Source organism: Yersinia sp. 2542 StPb PI (genome assembly GCF_048593855.1).
Taxonomy (GTDB): Bacteria; Pseudomonadota; Gammaproteobacteria; order Enterobacterales; family Enterobacteriaceae; genus Yersinia; species Yersinia enterocolitica_E.
Genome location: NZ_JAZGQA010000028.1, coordinates 1 through 16493 on the forward strand (window position 1 = coordinate 1; position 16493 = coordinate 16493).

Sequence of the window (16493 nt, forward strand, 5' to 3'; positions counted from 1 at the left end):
GTAGCGCTTAACATTGCCATACGTTCTTCTAGTTGGTTAATATCTACTTCATTCATCAAATGATGAATGAGAAAAGCCATATAATTAAATAGCGTTTTATGTCCTCTAAAATTTATAGCTCCAACCGTATACTCTTGATACATAATCAGAAATTGCCAGCGTGCATTAGCATTAAAAGGGATTGCCACGACTTCTTTTAGTATATCCCCAGCCGCCAACTTGGATCGAATGGTCTTATATAACTCAAATATCATCTGTGGCTTATCATCAACAGTACTATCGATACTTTTACAACAGTGGATAAACACATGAACCGCATAAATATTCTCTTCAAAATTATCATTCGGCATGGCCACTATTTGGTTGCAATAATAGTGAATAAATTGCCCTTCAGTATTCATTTCTCTATCATTGAAATACTGTTTTTGGTAGACGCTCTCCTCATGCAGAGTAAATGCATGCGGATTAAACAATACCAACCGGGTAACCTCTGGGCAGGAAAGTGTCAGAGTATTAAATTGTTCTGTCTTGTACTGATGGTTTCCACGTGGATATGTCGAACAAGTATGACTAAGCGCTTCACTCCCCAAACGTTTATGAACTTCACACAGACGAGACTCATCAAGATAAGGGCAGTTGCCATCGCTTTTAAGGCGTATTTTAGCCCAGTTGGATGGGTTTGTGCGCGTAACTGTAATATTCTTAATTGCTATGTTTCTAATACTTTGGTTTTGGCTATTTTTATATTTTCGGTAGGTGTTTTTATCAAGACTGATAATCCAACCACTGCAACAGTGGTCACGGCAGTCTGACCCAATACAACTGAAATTCTTAACAAATTCAGGTTGGATAATCTGTAATTCCTTCACTGAATATATTCCTATTAGTTACTGATAATATACAGATAACAAACGACACAACCCGCCACTTAGTTAAATACTATTTCACGCCAACAACGATAATAATGAAAAATCTTCTTTTAGCGCCCAAGCCATAACGTCTTGTTTAAATTTCTGGCTTGAGCTATCCGTGGATTCCCGACACGCATGATAAGAATAGATAATACCAATCACGTCATCTTCGGTTAGCTCCCCATGCTGGCTGGCATAGGCTGAAATGAGTGCTTTCAAATAGAAGAAATCTATAGCTTGTAAATTAAATACCGTAACCGCCGCTTGCTCATCCCCCATCGCCAATTGGTCATGATGAATGCGTAACAGAAAATAATTGCGCCATACCGACGGGTATTTGGTAAAAAAGGGCAAGGCATATTGTTGCCATGCATTGTTTAATTGTTGCTTATTATTATTTTGCTCAATCAGGTCATTAGTGGCGTAGCTCAGCAACGGTTGAGCATAAGCCGCCAGCGTATTTCGCCCCCGAATATCAGCCAGTTGTGCAATAAAATCAGCCAAATAATTTAATAGTTCATCACTGATAGCCGGAGCTATCTTCATCGCTGCCAGTTCATGGGCTGCTTGCCCTGCCGTCATAGTGGCGATAAGTTCAGTGCGCAGGTTGTCTATCTCAACCATTTTAATTTTATTCACGTCATCCCAGGCTTGATAATTATGTAAAAAACAATTTATCGCCCAAAGATTTTCTTCAATATTCGGTTGCTGGCTGGCTGCAATTGCCGCACAAGCGCGATTAACCAACCGCTCTTCAATAACAATATCCGGTGCTTTGTAATAGTCATATTGGTTGATAGTAGAAAAACGCAACGTTAGCGCGTCATCGGAAAATAATGCCTGCCGGGTTACCTCAGTGCATGAGCGCCGGCATGTTTGTGAATTTGACATAACCGTTGTTCATCAAGAAAGGGGCAATTCCCCTGACTATCCGGGTGAATATTAGCCCAAGAGGCAAGGCTGGCTTGAGTAACCGAAATCTGGTTAATGGCAATACGTTTAATTTCTGCGTAAGGGCTTTTAATGTATTTTTGATAACGATTTCTATCAAGCGTGACATTTTGGCCTTTGCAGCAGTGTTCGCGACATGCTGTGCCGACACAACTAAATGTCTCCATAAAATCAGGCTGAGTTATCAATAGCTCTTTCACTTAACGCTTCCATTCAGTAGTCACCTAAATAACGAGCGGCACATGAAAGTGTAAACTTAAATCGCAATTGATAAATAAAGCAAACACCTTAGAAACTGCTGTACTGGCGCTAAATGTTCAACCGTAACGCCCGGTGATATAATCTTCCGTCCGGCGCTGACGCGGTGAAGTGAACAACGCATCGGTATCGTTATATTCCACCAGGCTCCCTTGATGAATGAAGGCGGTGTAATCCGAGACCCGCGCCGCCTGCTGCATATTATGGGTGACCAGTACCACGGTGTATTGCTGCTTGAGTGTGGTTATCAACTCTTCGATGGTTAGGGTGGATATTGGGTCCAGAGCGGATGTCGGCTCATCGAGCAATAACACCTCAGGTTCAATAGCAATGGCTCTGGCGATGACCAGGCGCTGCTGCTGGCCGCTGGAGAGACGAAAGGCATTTTCCCGCAATCGGTCCTTCACTTCATGCCACAATGCTGCGGCCCGCAATGAGCGCTCAACAGCATCATCAAGCACCCGACGGTCACGAATCCCCTGCAAGCGCAGGCCATATACCACATTCTCATAAATTGACTTAGGGAATGGGTTGGGCCGCTGAAACACCATGCCAACCCGCCGACGCAATGCGGCAACGTCAGTGGTTTTATCGGTGATAATTTCACTACCTAGCCGGATTTCACCCTCAAGATGACAGTTATCCAGCAAATCATTCATGCGGTTAAAGCAGCGCAATAAGGTAGATTTACCACAACCAGACGGGCCAATCAGCGCAGTAACACGGTGCTTAGGCACATTAAATGAAATATCGTGCAACACCTGTTTGTCACCATAAAATAAATTGAGCTTTTCGACCGCCAGCGCCGTTTGCTCGTCGGTCAATTGCTGTACATCAAGCAGCGGCAGCGAATCCGGCGTCAAAAGTCCCATATTTCGTCCTGCGGGTTAAAAAGTTCAGTCACAACAATAAACCTCGATATTTTTCACGCAAATGATGGCGAATACCAATAGCCGCTAAATTAAGGCCGACCACAATGATCACCAGCAGCAGAGCTGTGGCAAAGACTAATGGGCGAGCCGCTTCCACATTGGGGCTTTGAAATGCCATATCGTATATCTGGAAGCTCAAATGCATGAACTTACGTTCTAAATGTAGGAACGGGAAGATACCATCGACTGGCAAGAGCGGCGCTGATTTCACCACCCCTACCAGCATCAGCGGCGCGGTTTCCCCCGCAGCCCGTGCCACCGCCAAAATAAGCCCGGTAATCATCGCCGGTGCCGCCATCGGTAACACAATATGCCACAGTGTCTCAGCCTTAGTGGCTCCCAGCGCTTGCGAGCCTTGCCGCAAGCTGGCCGGAATGCGTGACAGCCCCTCTTCGGTGGCAACAATCACCACTGGCAACGTCAGCAGTGCTAGCGTTAACGCCGCCCATAAAACGCCAGGGGTACCGAATGTCGGGTTGGGGAGCGCCTCTGGGTAAAACAGTTTATCCAGTGATCCACCAATCAGATAGACAAAGAAACCGAGGCCAAATACGCCATAAACAATAGAGGGCACCCCAGCCAGATTCACCACAGAAATACGGATCATGCGGGTCAGCCAGTTTTTGCCGGCATATTCATGTAAATACACCGCTGCAATCACCCCTAATGGCATGACCACGATAGACATCAGTATCACCATCAGTACCGTGCCAAAAATCGCTGGGAACACACCGCCCTCGGTATTGGCATTGCGCGGATTATCGGTCAGGAATTTCTGAGTTTGTGCTGCCCAATGATGTAGTTTTTGCCCGAAAGTCATGTCATTGGGATACCAGGCGCGGTTAATCTGGCTAAGTGACAGTGGGTGGATTTGCCCATTCATGTCGCGCAATAACAGCGTGTAGCGACTTTGCTCGGTTTGTAGCCCGCGTAATGTTTCCATCATGGCTTGATGGCTACGTTGCAGCGCCCCCCACTCCGCCTCGATACGGTCCTGCGATTTACTGTCAAGGTCGCCATTCATTTGTAGCCGTTTTTTCTCTAGCCGCAACGCCTCAAACTGTTGATTGAGCATATTCATTTGGCGGAACTGAATATCATTCGCGCGCTTGACCAGACCTTGTATCACAGGAATACGTTTTTGCAGTTCCTGAGCCAAATCATTGCCCACTAACGGTTGGCCGTTATCCAACATGCCAGCGAGGAAACCGTATGCCATACCATTGTTTTGGCGATCCAGCACCAGCAGATCTTTAGGCAAAGTGCGTTGCTGGATATCACTGTCCAGCAGGCGATGGAAATCCTGCCCCTGAATCTCGCGGTTACCGGTTTTAATCAAATAGCGGGTTACGGTCTCACCGGCCTGCGACGGTAACATCACGCCGGCTTGTTCTAATTGCTGACGTGACAGCGTCTGCTGTTGATAAATTTCGCCAATCATTTTGACCGGGCCTGCCGCCGTTTGCTTAAGCTCAAACAGATAGACCGGGGCGGGCCAGAAATATCGCATCCCTTGGCCTGCCAACAATAATATGATCCCAAGCAACGCCAGCAGGCTGATACTGACAGCACTGGCGGTTAGCCAGATCCACGGGGAACCCGATGCAAACCACTTTTTGGTCACGCCAGACACGTTAGGCTTAATGTTCATCACGCCGTCCGCTCCATCTGATAGCGTTCACGCAACCGCAGACGAATAGCCTCGGCCAGTGTATTGACTAAAAATGTGAAGCAAAACAGCACCAGTGCGGTCAGGAATAGCACCCGATAGTGGCCGCTACCGACGACCGCTTCCGGCATCTCGATAGCGATATTGGCTGCCATCGCCCGTAACCCCTGAAAAATGCTGCCATCAATAATGGGTGTATTGCCGGTCGCCATGAGCACAATCATGGTTTCCCCCACCGCACGGCCAAAACCAATCATCAGTGCAGAGAAGATACCAGCGTAGGCTGAGGGCAGAATGACCCGGGTTAACGTCTGCCACGGGGTCGCCCCTAGTGCCAATGAGCCTTGGCTGAGTGACGGCGGCACACTGAATAGTGCATCCTCTGCCAGCGAAAAGATGACCGGGATCAGCGCAAACCCCATGGCGACACCGACCACCAGCGCATTACGTTGAGAGTAGTTGTCACCCAACCACTCATGTAATGGCCCTCCTAGCACCCACTGCGCCAGTTGTGGTCCCAACCATAATGCGAACCAGCCGGTCAGCAGGATAACCGGCAACAGCACAATCACGTCCCAGCCCGCAGGTAACCGCCATTGTGTCTTTTCCGCCAGACAACTACTCCCCCAGCCACACAATAAAATAGCCAGCGCCAACAGCGGCGGAAGTAGCAGAATGCCCGTCAGATAATGTTCAATTACCGGAGCCAACCAAATACCGGCAATCAAACCTATAACCACGGTTGGGAATGCCCCCATCATCTCAATGGCCGGTTTAACCACTCGCCGCAAACCTGGCGACATAAAATAGGCCGTATAAATTGCCCCCGCCAATGCCAATGGAACGGCGAATAACATGGCATAGGCGGCAGCCTTTAATGTGCCGAAAATAATCGGTACCAGGCTGAATTTAGCCTGATAGCTCTCTTCGGCCGAGCTTGATTGCCAAACATAGGCTGGCTCAGGGTAATTCTCATACCACACCCGTTGCCACAAGCTACGCCAGCTAATGTCTGGATAGCGATTGTCCAATTGATAGGTAGACCAACCGGCAGCATTCTCAAGCAGCAAACTATCACCCCAAGGGGAGAACGCAGCGTCGGTAACGCCGTCAGCTAATTTATGTTGCAGCAAAGGCGTTGACTGGATACTGGAGAAGAGTGATAGCTCGCCTTGTGGCGATAATGAGGCAAAAACCCGACGCGCGCTCTCCGTGGTCAATAAGCCCTTACCTGTCGGAGTGAAACTGCGTATGCGCGTCAAGTGAAATTGATTATCCGACCCTTTCTGCACATCAAACCATTGGCTGATTACGCCGCCCGGCGCTTGCACCAGCAACGACTTGCCACCTGGCAGCAAAGAGAGGGTCAATGGCCCATCAGACGCATGCTGGTCATCCAGTAACGACACAGTTTCACGCAATTTCAGTTCCGGACCAAATTGATAGATAGATAACTGCTGGCCGGATAACAGATAGAGCAAACGCCCGTCAGGTGCCAATAACAGTTGACTGACCGTTTTCGGCACATCCGTCAGTTCAGTGACCTGCTGCCCCTGGGCAGTAAACGTCCCTGCCAGCAAGCGGCCATCATCGGTAACCGCGGCAAGGGTAAATTGCTGTGATTGCGGTTCAGCCAGCACCAAATGCTGCAAGCGTTGGCCTTTCAAATCCATAAACCGCGGCTGTTCACCCAGCGGAAATTGCCAGCGTGGCGGTGTGGCTGAGAAATCGGGTTGCAGTAGAGTAAGACGGCCATTGCTCAGGCCAACGCCATACAAAGGTTGCCCATTGGCTGCACGGCTGATTGATACCGGTGGCGGCGATAACCGCTGTTCGCTTATCAGACTACCTGCCGGGGATGCCCCCAGTGCATTGAGCCGAATAAAGTAGCCATAGCCTTGATTATCAATGCGATATCCGACCTGCCCTTGAATATCAATACCCAGCGCGGCTGTCGGCGCACTGCGAGTGACAGCGAACTGATTATGCAAACTGATAGAGGCCGGTTTAAACAACGGTAATACGGCATACAATAGGTAAACGAAAATCAACATCAGTGTCAGCAGCACTAACAAGCCACTACTCGTCACCGCCATGTGCACTAAACGATCAATGGCAGCCCGGCGCTTATCTCTCCCTGATGGTGTTGCTTTGCCTGTTCGCTGCATACTCTTCGATTGCCCCATGCCCCGTCTACTATTATCAATCCAAGCGTATATCTATACCGCCAGATGACCGAGCATCTTATGTCACTTTTGTGGCGTTTGCATGACAATGTTTTATACCCATCATCTTTCAAAATGCAGGTGTGTTGCTCAAACCCGTCGTTGACCAATCTGTCTGTTGCTTACCGCTTTCCTGCAACTTAAGATCGATTGGGTATAAGGTTTAACGGACAAAGTTAACTAATGATATCTGTTGGACTTTCTTGTCAAACTTTCGCAATAATGATTGAGGACACTAAATACTCCCACAATAATCTTACTGGAGTTGCAATGGGTCAGGAAAAGCTCTACATCGAAAAAGAACTTAGCTGGTTATCTTTTAATGAGCGGGTATTGCAGGAAGCAGCAGATAAGAGCAATCCACTCATCGAGCGGATGCGATTTCTTGGCATTTACTCCAATAATCTGGACGAATTCTATAAAGTCCGATTTGCCGATCTGAAACGGCGCATTTTGATCAGCGAAGAGCAAGGCTCTGCCGTGACCTCTCGCCATTTGCTGAAAAAAATTCAGAGCAAAGTGGTGAAAGCCGATCAAGAATTTGATGGGTTATATAATGATCTTTTACTGGAAATGGCGCGTAATCAGATTTTCCTGATTAATGAACGGCAGATTTCCGAAAATCAGCAAGCCTGGCTAAAAATCTATTTTAAACAGCATCTGCGCCAACACATTACGCCGATCTTGATTAACCATGACACCAACCTGGTGCAGTTCTTAAAAGACGATTACACCTATCTGGCGGTGGAGATTATCCGCGGGCAGGAAATTGCCTATGCCCTGCTGGAGATTCCTTCAGATAAAGTCCCGCGTTTTGTCAATTTGCCACCAGAAGCACCTCGCCGCCGCAAGCCAATGATATTACTTGATAATATATTGAGATTTTGCCTCGATGAGATTTTTAAAGGCTTCTTTGATTACGATGCGCTAAACGCCTACTCCATGAAGATGACCCGTGATGCCGAATATGATTTGGTCACTGAAATGGAATCCAGCCTGCTGGAGCTGATGTCGTCGAGCCTTAAACAGCGCCTGACGGCAGAGCCGGTGCGCTTTGTTTACCAACGTGATATGCCCGATGAGATGGTGGAATTACTGCGCAATAAATTGGGTATCTCTAATGATGACTCGGTTATTGCAGGTGGCCGTTACCATAACTTCAAAGACTTTATCAGCTTCCCGAATGTGGGCAAAAGCAATCTGGTTAACCGGCCAATGCCGCGCCTGCGCCATATTTGGTTTGATAAATTCCGCAATGGCTTTGATGCTATCCGTGAACAAGATGTCCTGCTGTATTACCCTTATCACACCTTTGAACACGTATTGGAATTACTGCGTCAAGCCTCTTTCGATCCCAGCGTATTAGCGATTAAAATCAATATTTATCGGGTCGCCAAGGATTCACGCATCATCGAATCGATGATCCATGCCGCCCATAACGGCAAGAAAGTCACGGTAGTGGTAGAGTTACAGGCGCGCTTCGATGAAGAAGCCAATATCCACTGGGCCAAAAGCCTGACGGCCGCTGGTGTACACGTTATTTTCTCAGCACCTGGTCTGAAGATCCACGCCAAATTATTCCTGATTTCCCGCCTTGAAGGCGAGGAGATCGTGCGCTATGCCCATATCGGTACCGGCAACTTCAATGAGAAAACCGCCCGAATCTATACCGACTACTCATTACTGACCGCAGATGCCCGTATTACCAATGAAGTACGGCGGGTATTTAACTTTATCGAAAATCCTTATCGCCCGGTCAAATTCGATAATCTGATGGTGTCACCGCAGAACTCGCGTTTAATGTTGTATCAATTGATTGATCAGGAAATTATTCATGCTCAGGCCGGAGAAAGCGCCGGTATTACCCTGAAGATAAATAATTTAGTAGATAAAGGTCTGGTAGATAGGTTATATAGCGCCTCCAGTGCTGGGGTAAAAATCCGATTATTGGTACGTGGCATGTGCTCGTTAATCCCCAATATGCCGGGGATCAGCGATAATATTCAGGTCACCAGTATCGTTGACCGTTTCTTGGAACATGACCGGGTCTATGTGTTCGAGAATAAAGGCGACAAACTGGTGTATCTCTCTTCCGCTGACTGGATGACCCGTAACATCGATTACCGTATTGAAGTCGCGGTCTCATTGCTGGATCCGAAATTAAAACAACGGGTGCTAGATATTTTAGAGCTGTTATTCAACGACACGGTAAAAGCCCGTTATATTGATAAAGAACTGAGTAATCGTTATGTACCGCGTGGTAATAGGCGCAAAGTACGTGCACAGATTGCCATCTATGATTATTTAAAAGCGCTGGAACAACCAGACGCATCGAGCTAAAACTATGCCGCTATCCAACAGTTCATCGACCACCAAGCCGCAGGAAATTGCAGCTATCGATTTGGGTTCTAACAGTTTTCATATGGTCATTGCCCGGGTCGTCAACGGCGCGCTACAGGTTTTAGGTCGCCTAAAGCAGCGCGTACATCTGGCTGATGGTTTGGACCACAATAACATGCTTAGCGAAGAAGCCATCGAACGGGGTTTAGCCTGTTTGGCGCTGTTTGCAGAACGCTTGCAGGGTTTCTCACCTGATAATGTGTGTATTGTTGGCACCCATTCGCTGCGCCAAGCCGCTAACGCGGAGGCATTCCTCAAGCGGGCGGCGGCGGTTATTCCGTATCCGATCGAAATCATTTCCGGCCAAGAAGAGGCCCGTTTGATTTTTATGGGCGTCGAACACACTCAGCCGGAAAAAGGCCGCAAGCTGGTCATCGATATTGGTGGGGGTTCAACAGAGTTAGTTATTGGTGAAGATTTTGAGCCTCTGTTGGTAGAGAGCCGCCGTATGGGGTGCGTGAGTTTTGCCCAGCAGTTCTTCCCACACGGTGAGATAAGTAAGGCCAATTTCAAACGTGCCCGTCTTGCGGCAGCACAGAAACTGGAAAACCTGGCATGGCAATACCGCATTCAGGGTTGGCAATATGCGCTGGGGGCATCCGGTACCATTAAGGCCACCTATGAAGTGTTGGTGGAAATGGGCGAAAAAGACGGTTTGATAACACCAGATCGCCTCGAAATGCTGGTTGAGCAAGTGTTACAATTCAAACACTTCTCAGCCCTGAGCCTGCCGGGATTGTCAGAAGATCGCCAGTCGGTATTTGTACCGGGCCTGGCTATCTTGTGTGGGGTATTTGATGCGTTAGCAGTCAAAGAGTTACGCTTATCCGACGGCGCGCTGCGCGAAGGTGTGCTGTATGAGATGGAAGGCCGTTTCCGCCATCAGGATATTCGTCAACGCACGGCAAAAAGCCTGGCGGAACACTATAATATTGACCGCGAACAAGCCCGCCGAGTGCTGGAAACAACCGAACAACTTTATACCCAGTGGTTAGCGCAGAACACCAAGTTGGTGCAGCCGCAGCTTGAAGCATTGTTGAAATGGGCGGCAATGTTGCACGAAGTGGGTCTGAGTATTAATCACAGTGGGATGCACCGCCATTCTGCCTATATCCTGCAAAACACCAACTTACCGGGCTTTAATCAGGAGCAACAACTGCTGCTGGCAACGTTGGTACGGATGCATCGTAAAGGCATCAAGCTGGATGAATTACCGCGTTTAAATTTATTCAAGAAAAAGTATTATTTACCGTTAATTCAGTTATTACGTTTGAGTACGTTACTGAATAATCAGCGTCAGTCGACTACCACGCCAGAGAGTCTGCGTTTGATAACTGACGATAGCCATTGGACATTACGTTTCCCCGTCGGTTATCTGACACAAAATAATCTGGTACAACTGGATTTTGAGCGTGAGCAGGCATACTGGGATGATGTAGTAGGCTGGAAGCTGATCATTGAAGAAGAAGAAGAGCCAGAAGCAGCGGATGTGGTTACCGTCAAAGAGTAATCAGAATCAATCCCGAATCACTGACTGTAGTCAGGGATTCGGGTGACAAATCTGCCGGGAGCAGATTTGAACGCTGCTTGCAGCGGCCTCAACGAGGCGAGGCCCATGGATGGGACGAGTAGTGAGAGCAGCTAACATTAATTGTGACAAACACCGCTGCAACGCCAAGTAATACAGTGTATTACCCAAAGATATTGGTGTTGCAGCAAGGCAGCAAACGAGAGAATCCCGATGAGCTGACTCTCGTCAGTGATTCGGGTGAGTGAGAGCAGCTAACACAGCTGCAACGCCAAGAGCGAAGGGTAGGAAGGTAAATGATGAGAAGACGGCCATCGACACAGCTAACAAAAATAATCCTACTGGTGAGCTTTCTCATTCTGTTTGGCCGTTTATTGTATGCGGCGGTCGCTTCTATTTCCCATCATCAGGAGCGCAGGCAGTCACAGCAACTTGAACTGACTGTAGAAGGCGAACCACCTGGCCCCCATGAGAGCGATCTCAGCCCCTAGATGTTTTGTCGTTAATGTTTTAGTGCCTATCCCTACGACTTCAGGGGCAAAGGGTCGTTTTCGAATTAAGGACACATTATGCCAGTGCCGATTATTCCTGTGCCAATTTCTGCCGTTATAAAGAATAAAACTAAAAATAATACGAAAAAACTGGCTGAAATACGCAACCGGATACTTTCTCTATTATTGAATAATAAGGCTTTGGTTGATGGCATTCTTGGCCGTCAGGAAGAGAAAGAAAAGCTCAGTGATGAACAACTGTCCGAGCAAACGTTAGAAATCAGAAGTCTACTTGATGATCTGCATGCTGCCGACCTTGCTGACTTACTGGAGGCGTTGCCTCATGACGAACGTTTGGCATTGTGGCGGTTGGTCAAAAATGAGAAACGCGGCCAAACGCTGGTTGAAGTCTCTGAAACAGTGTGGGATTCGCTGATTAAAGAGATGAGTGATAAAGACCTGTTGAGGGCCATGCGCACTTTGCATGTCGATGAACAGGCTTATTTGGCTGAATACCTGCCACGTAATTTGATGGGCCGCCTGCTCACCTCATTGGACCCGGATCAACGCGCCCGAGTGCGGGAAGTTATCCAATATGCCCGTGACACTGTCGGTCAGATGATGGATTTCGAGCTGGTGACGGTACGTGCCGATATTACGCTGGCAGCCGTGCAACGCTATTTGCGTTATCGGAAAAATATTCCCGATGCCACGGATAAAATCTTTGTGGTTGACCGCAAAAATACCTTGCTTGGCGAGTTACCATTGACCTCTATCCTGCTCAATGCGCCCGATGCTAAAGTATTTGAGGTGATGGATAGCAACCCGACCACGTTCCAACCCGAACAGAAAGCAGAAGATGCTGCCGGTGCTTTTGAACGTTATGACTTAATCAGTGCCGCGGTAATTGATGCCAAAGGCAAACTGATGGGTCGTTTGACCATCGAAGAGATTGTTGATGTGGTCAACGAAGAGAGCGACACCACCCTAAGACGCATGGGGGGCTTAAGCCCGGAAGAAGATGTGTTCTCCCCGGTAGGCCGCGCGGTTCGCACCCGCTGGTCATGGCTGGCAATCAACCTCTGTACGGCATTTGTTGCCTCACGCGTGATCGGCTTATTTGAGGACACCATCTCACAATTAGTGGCTCTGGCAGCATTAATGCCGATTGTGGCCGGTATTGGCGGCAATACCGGAAATCAAACCATTACCATGATTGTCCGAGCGTTGGCATTACACCATATTCAACAAGGTAACGTGACCTTCCTGATGTTCAGAGAATTGGGCGTGGCGTTGATTAATGGTTTGGTGTGGGGCGGGATTATGGGGGTAGTCACCTATCTGCTCTATGGCGATCCGGCAATGGGGGGGGTGATGACATTAGCCATGATCCTTAACTTGCTGATGGCAGCACTCATGGGGGTTATTATCCCGATGACCATGGCTCGGATGGGGCGTGATCCGGCTATCGGATCGAGTGTTATGATCACCGCCATCACAGATACCGGTGGGTTTTTCATCTTTCTGGGACTGGCAACTATATTCTTGGTCTGACTATTATGCTAATAAACAAATCATTAATTAAGCACTGAGAAGAGGAATAACACTCGACAGTGTTTATCTATACTAAACTTTTGAATATGACCGTATTTTAACGGCGGTATATTCTTTATGTGATGGGCTTTTCCTATCATAATCTAAATCTGTGTGAGCAAAATAAGGCGTTATATGGATCTCAGTGCGTCCGAAAAACCGGCACCTGACAATAGAACCATTCTCCACATTACTATCATCAGCATAGTCGTATTTTTGCTCGCACTCTTTTGTATCCAGCTTTCTGAACAGTCAGAAAACCTTGCCCCATTATGGTTCCCGACGGCAGTATTAATGGTGGCGCTGTTCCACCATCCTATGCGCTACTGGTTATGGCAATTATTGGCCGCAGGGATATGTATTGTTGCCGCTAATTTTATTTTATATGGCCTCAGTTGGTTCCCGTTACCCCTAACATTTATCAACCTGGCAGAGGCATCCGCCGGGGCCTGGTTACTGCGTAAATTCCTGCAAACCAAAGACCCGCTCAATAACCTGCTCAGTTGGCTTAAATTCTCGGTTTGCACTGTGATTGTGGTCCCTCTGGCCAGTGGGCTGGCAGCGGCTTGGTATTTATCCCCACAAAACGGGGGCTTTACCCAAGTGCTCACGGTGTGGTTTATGTCCGAGGCGGTAGGAATGTTGGCCTTAGGGCCGGTCGGGTTACTTTACCGTCGAGGTTACTTCGATATCGCGACCAAATCCAAAGCGCTGTTTGATATGATTTTTATGATGATAATATCACTATCAGCTTGTTATATCGGACTGATTTATCTGCCTTTCCCCTTTACTTTTGTCATCATGACGTTGATCTGGACCTCAATCCGCTTACCGCGTTTTGAGACATTTTCCATCTGCTTTATGGCAACATTGCTGATTGCATTGATGCTTAATTTCAAGCTGTATACCATTAATTCCGATACTAACCTGTCAATTCAAGCGTTCTCCTTTATTCCTTTATTAATGGTGTTAATTCCGCCCCATGCCATGGCAATGGTAATGCACTCTTTTCGCATGGAGAAAGAGCATATTATTGAAAGCGAAAATCGCTTTCGTAACGCGATGGAATATTCAGCCATCGGTATGGCCTTGGTCTCACCGCAAGGCCAATGGATGCAGGTCAATCAGGCCTTATGCAAGTTATTAGGCTATTCCCAAGAGACATTACTGACCCTGACTTTCCAGCAAATTACTCATCCAGACGATCTCTCTGCGGACCTGAAATTACTCGACGACCTGTATCATGGCCGTATCCCCAGCTATTCGATGGAAAAGCGCTATATCCGCAGCGATGGTGAAATTGTGTGGGCACTACTGGTGGTCAGTGTGGTGCGGGATCACCAACAGCAACCGCTCTATTTCATCTCGCAAGCTGAAGATATCAATGAACTGAAAAAAACCGAGATTATTAACCGCCGCCTAATGGAGCGTATTACGCTGGCTAACGAGGCTGGGGGGATCGGTATCTGGGAATTGGATATCAAAACGCAGGTTATCAGTTGGGATAAGCGGATGTATGAACTCTATCATATTCCTTTTAATACCCAGGTTGATGAGCGTGTTTGGCAGAAATACATTCATCAGGAAGATATCAATCGGGTTAATCGCGAATATAGCGCCGCCCTCAAGCAGCGCCAGCCATACCGTCTGGAATTCCGGCTGTTATTACCGGATGGTGAAATTGTCCATCTGCGTAATCAAGCCAATATGATATGTGATAAAAATGGCAATATTCTGCGTCTGATTGGCACCACGCTGGATATGACGGAAATCAGAAATCTGACGGAAGCGCTGCACGAAGAGAAAGAGCGACTGCATATCACGCTGGACTCCATCGGTGAAGCTGTGGTCTGTACCGATCAGGAGATGAAGATTACCTTTATGAACCCGGTGGCCGAGAAAATGACCGGCTGGGCAAATACCATCGCATTGGGCCAACCGGTCAACCATATCATCAAGTTGACTAACGGCGTAGACGGCGCGGAGATTGATAACCCGATAGAGCATTGTCTTAATCATCGCCCATACTCTTCGTTCAATGAGTCAATGGTATTACACCATCGTGATGGCCAGTATTATGATATTCAGGAGTCGGTCGCGCCGCTGAAAACGTTGGAAGGGGACATTGTCGGGGCGGTACTGGTGTTCCAGGATGTCGGCGAATCGCGCGCAATGATGCGCAAACTCAGCCACAGCGCCTCTCACGATAATCTCACGGGTCTGCCAAACCGCGCCAATTTTGAGAATAAATTGAAAGCGGCAATCCAAATTAGCGTCGAACTTAACCAACAACATGCATTGGCTTTCCTTGATTTGGACTATTTCAAAGCCATTAATGACACTGCCGGGCACCCAGCAGGAGATGCATTATTGAAAGAGTTGAGCCAATTGATGCGCCAGCACTTACGTAACAGCGATTGTGTTGCACGCCTCGGCGGTGATGAGTTTGGCTTACTGATGCTCAACTGCACCCTACCCCATGCCAAAGCCATTACCCAAAGTCTGGTATCACTGATTAATGGCTATCATTTCTACTGGGAAGATAAGCTCTATCGTGTTGGGGCCAGCGCCGGTGTGACGCAAATAAGTAGCAATAACAATCAGCGCAGTGAAATTATGGCACAGGCAGATATCGCCTGTTACACCGCTAAACACAGTGGGCGCGGTCAGGTTTATCTCTATCAGCCACGGCAAAAGCAGCTATTAGCACGCCAACACGAGCTGTTGAGCAGGGAAGATGTTGAGAATATTCTCAATGATAACCAACTGGTATTGCAACTCACCCCAACCGCGCCCCCCAGAACGCCGTTGTCTGTCTGTTTCTATCAAATCAGTTTCGAGGTTAATCGGCCACATAGCCTTAACATCAGCCAGGCCGAGTTTCAGGAAGCCGCGCTGCTCTATAGCTTGCTGCCGCAGATTGATAATTGGGTCTGTGAGCAACTGTTAATGACACATGCCCAAGCTATCAAACATAAAGGGCTGGCGCTGGCTATCCCGCTGTCAGAGGCGGCGCTGCTCAAAGAAGAGTTCCGCCAATCATTGCTGACCTTGGTGCGGCAAACCGTACTGCCAACACAAAGTCTCTATTGGATGGTCGATGAATCCACCTTACTGCAATACCCCTTCGCGATTGGCAATTTTCTCGCCAAATTGCAACAACTGGGCTGCAAACTCATCGTTAAAGAGTTTGGTCATAACCTGAATGATTTCGAGTTACTGGCGGATCACACTATCGATTATCTTAAGTTTAACAGCGACTTAATTTCCCATATCCATATTAATCAGATGGATGAAGTGCTGGTCTCTATCATTAATGGTACCGCTCAGCGAGCCAATATCGCCACTCTGGCTGGGCCAGCAGAACTCCCTCTGACGCTCAATAAACTGATAACCATCGGTGTCGATTTAGCTGACGGTGAAACCATTAGCCCGCCGCAGCCGTTGTCTGATTTACTCAACAGTGGCTATTTTGCGATTAAATAACCGGCTCATCGATTAAATAACCGGCTCATCATGTTGCATCCTCAACCAT

Annotated in this window: 9 protein-coding genes and 1 pseudogene; 5 read left to right on the forward strand and 5 right to left on the reverse strand. The window is 47.8% G+C overall.

Annotated elements, in window-relative coordinates:
• The 5 genes and pseudogenes from fliB (V1952_RS05805) to V1952_RS05825 all read right to left on the reverse strand — a co-directional run.
• Positions 1 to 869 (reverse strand): flagellin lysine-N-methylase (fliB, locus tag V1952_RS05805; RefSeq protein WP_420074447.1); only part of this gene is annotated, 869 nt, incomplete at its 3' end.
• Between the two features lie 75 nt (positions 870 to 944).
• Positions 945 to 2062, reverse strand: a pseudogene (fliB, locus tag V1952_RS05810) (flagellin lysine-N-methylase).
• A gap of 117 nt (positions 2063 to 2179) precedes the next feature.
• Positions 2180 to 2992, reverse strand: a complete 813-nt coding sequence (gene pstB, locus V1952_RS05815) for a phosphate ABC transporter ATP-binding protein PstB (protein WP_083163277.1) — start codon at positions 2990 to 2992, stop codon at positions 2180 to 2182.
• A 28-nt stretch (positions 2993 to 3020) separates the two neighbouring features.
• Positions 3021 to 4703 (reverse strand): phosphate ABC transporter permease PstA, encoded by a 1683-nt coding sequence (gene pstA / locus V1952_RS05820; protein ID WP_420070848.1) that lies wholly within the window; start codon positions 4701 to 4703, stop codon positions 3021 to 3023.
• The gene (locus V1952_RS05825) at positions 4703 to 6889 is read right to left on the reverse strand and encodes an ABC transporter permease subunit (RefSeq protein WP_420070841.1); all 2187 of its coding nucleotides are present in this window, start codon (positions 6887 to 6889) and stop codon (positions 4703 to 4705) included. The genes pstA and V1952_RS05825 overlap by 1 nt, the downstream gene beginning before the upstream one ends.
• Before the next feature lie 327 nt (positions 6890 to 7216).
• Here V1952_RS05825 and ppk1 point away from each other — a divergent pair, with 327 nt between their 5' ends.
• From ppk1 to V1952_RS05850, 5 genes are all read left to right on the forward strand, one after another.
• On the forward strand, positions 7217 to 9286 hold the full coding sequence (ppk1, locus tag V1952_RS05830; RefSeq protein WP_083163271.1) for a polyphosphate kinase 1: 2070 nt from the start codon (positions 7217 to 7219) through the stop codon (positions 9284 to 9286).
• A gap of 4 nt (positions 9287 to 9290) precedes the next feature.
• The gene (gene ppx, locus V1952_RS05835) at positions 9291 to 10856 is read left to right on the forward strand and encodes an exopolyphosphatase (protein ID WP_420070840.1); all 1566 of its coding nucleotides are present in this window, start codon (positions 9291 to 9293) and stop codon (positions 10854 to 10856) included.
• A 317-nt stretch (positions 10857 to 11173) separates the two neighbouring features.
• Positions 11174 to 11365 (forward strand): YfgG family protein, encoded by a 192-nt coding sequence (locus V1952_RS05840; protein WP_372559936.1) that lies wholly within the window; start codon positions 11174 to 11176, stop codon positions 11363 to 11365.
• A gap of 78 nt (positions 11366 to 11443) precedes the next feature.
• Positions 11444 to 12919, forward strand: a complete 1476-nt coding sequence (gene mgtE, locus V1952_RS05845) for a magnesium transporter (protein ID WP_083163267.1) — start codon at positions 11444 to 11446, stop codon at positions 12917 to 12919.
• A 174-nt stretch (positions 12920 to 13093) separates the two neighbouring features.
• The gene (locus V1952_RS05850) at positions 13094 to 16444 is read left to right on the forward strand and encodes a diguanylate cyclase (protein WP_372559635.1); all 3351 of its coding nucleotides are present in this window, start codon (positions 13094 to 13096) and stop codon (positions 16442 to 16444) included.
• Positions 16445 to 16493: the final 49 nt, after the last annotated feature.

Bases quoted from the DNA above. Each gene is read 5' to 3' on its own strand.
- ppx (WP_420070840.1), top strand. From the start codon at position 9,291: ATGCCGCTATCCAACAGTTCATCGACCACCAAGCCGCAGGAAATTGCA.
- V1952_RS05825 (WP_420070841.1), bottom strand. From the start codon at position 6,889: ATGCAGCGAACAGGCAAAGCAACACCATCAGGGAGAGATAAGCGCCGG.
- pstB (WP_083163277.1), bottom strand. From the start codon at position 2,992: ATGGGACTTTTGACGCCGGATTCGCTGCCGCTGCTTGATGTACAGCAA.
- pstA (WP_420070848.1), bottom strand. From the start codon at position 4,703: ATGAACATTAAGCCTAACGTGTCTGGCGTGACCAAAAAGTGGTTTGCA.
- ppk1 (WP_083163271.1), top strand. From the start codon at position 7,217: ATGGGTCAGGAAAAGCTCTACATCGAAAAAGAACTTAGCTGGTTATCT.
- mgtE (WP_083163267.1), top strand. From the start codon at position 11,444: ATGCCAGTGCCGATTATTCCTGTGCCAATTTCTGCCGTTATAAAGAAT.
- V1952_RS05850 (WP_372559635.1), top strand. From the start codon at position 13,094: ATGGATCTCAGTGCGTCCGAAAAACCGGCACCTGACAATAGAACCATT.
- V1952_RS05840 (WP_372559936.1), top strand. From the start codon at position 11,174: ATGAGAAGACGGCCATCGACACAGCTAACAAAAATAATCCTACTGGTG.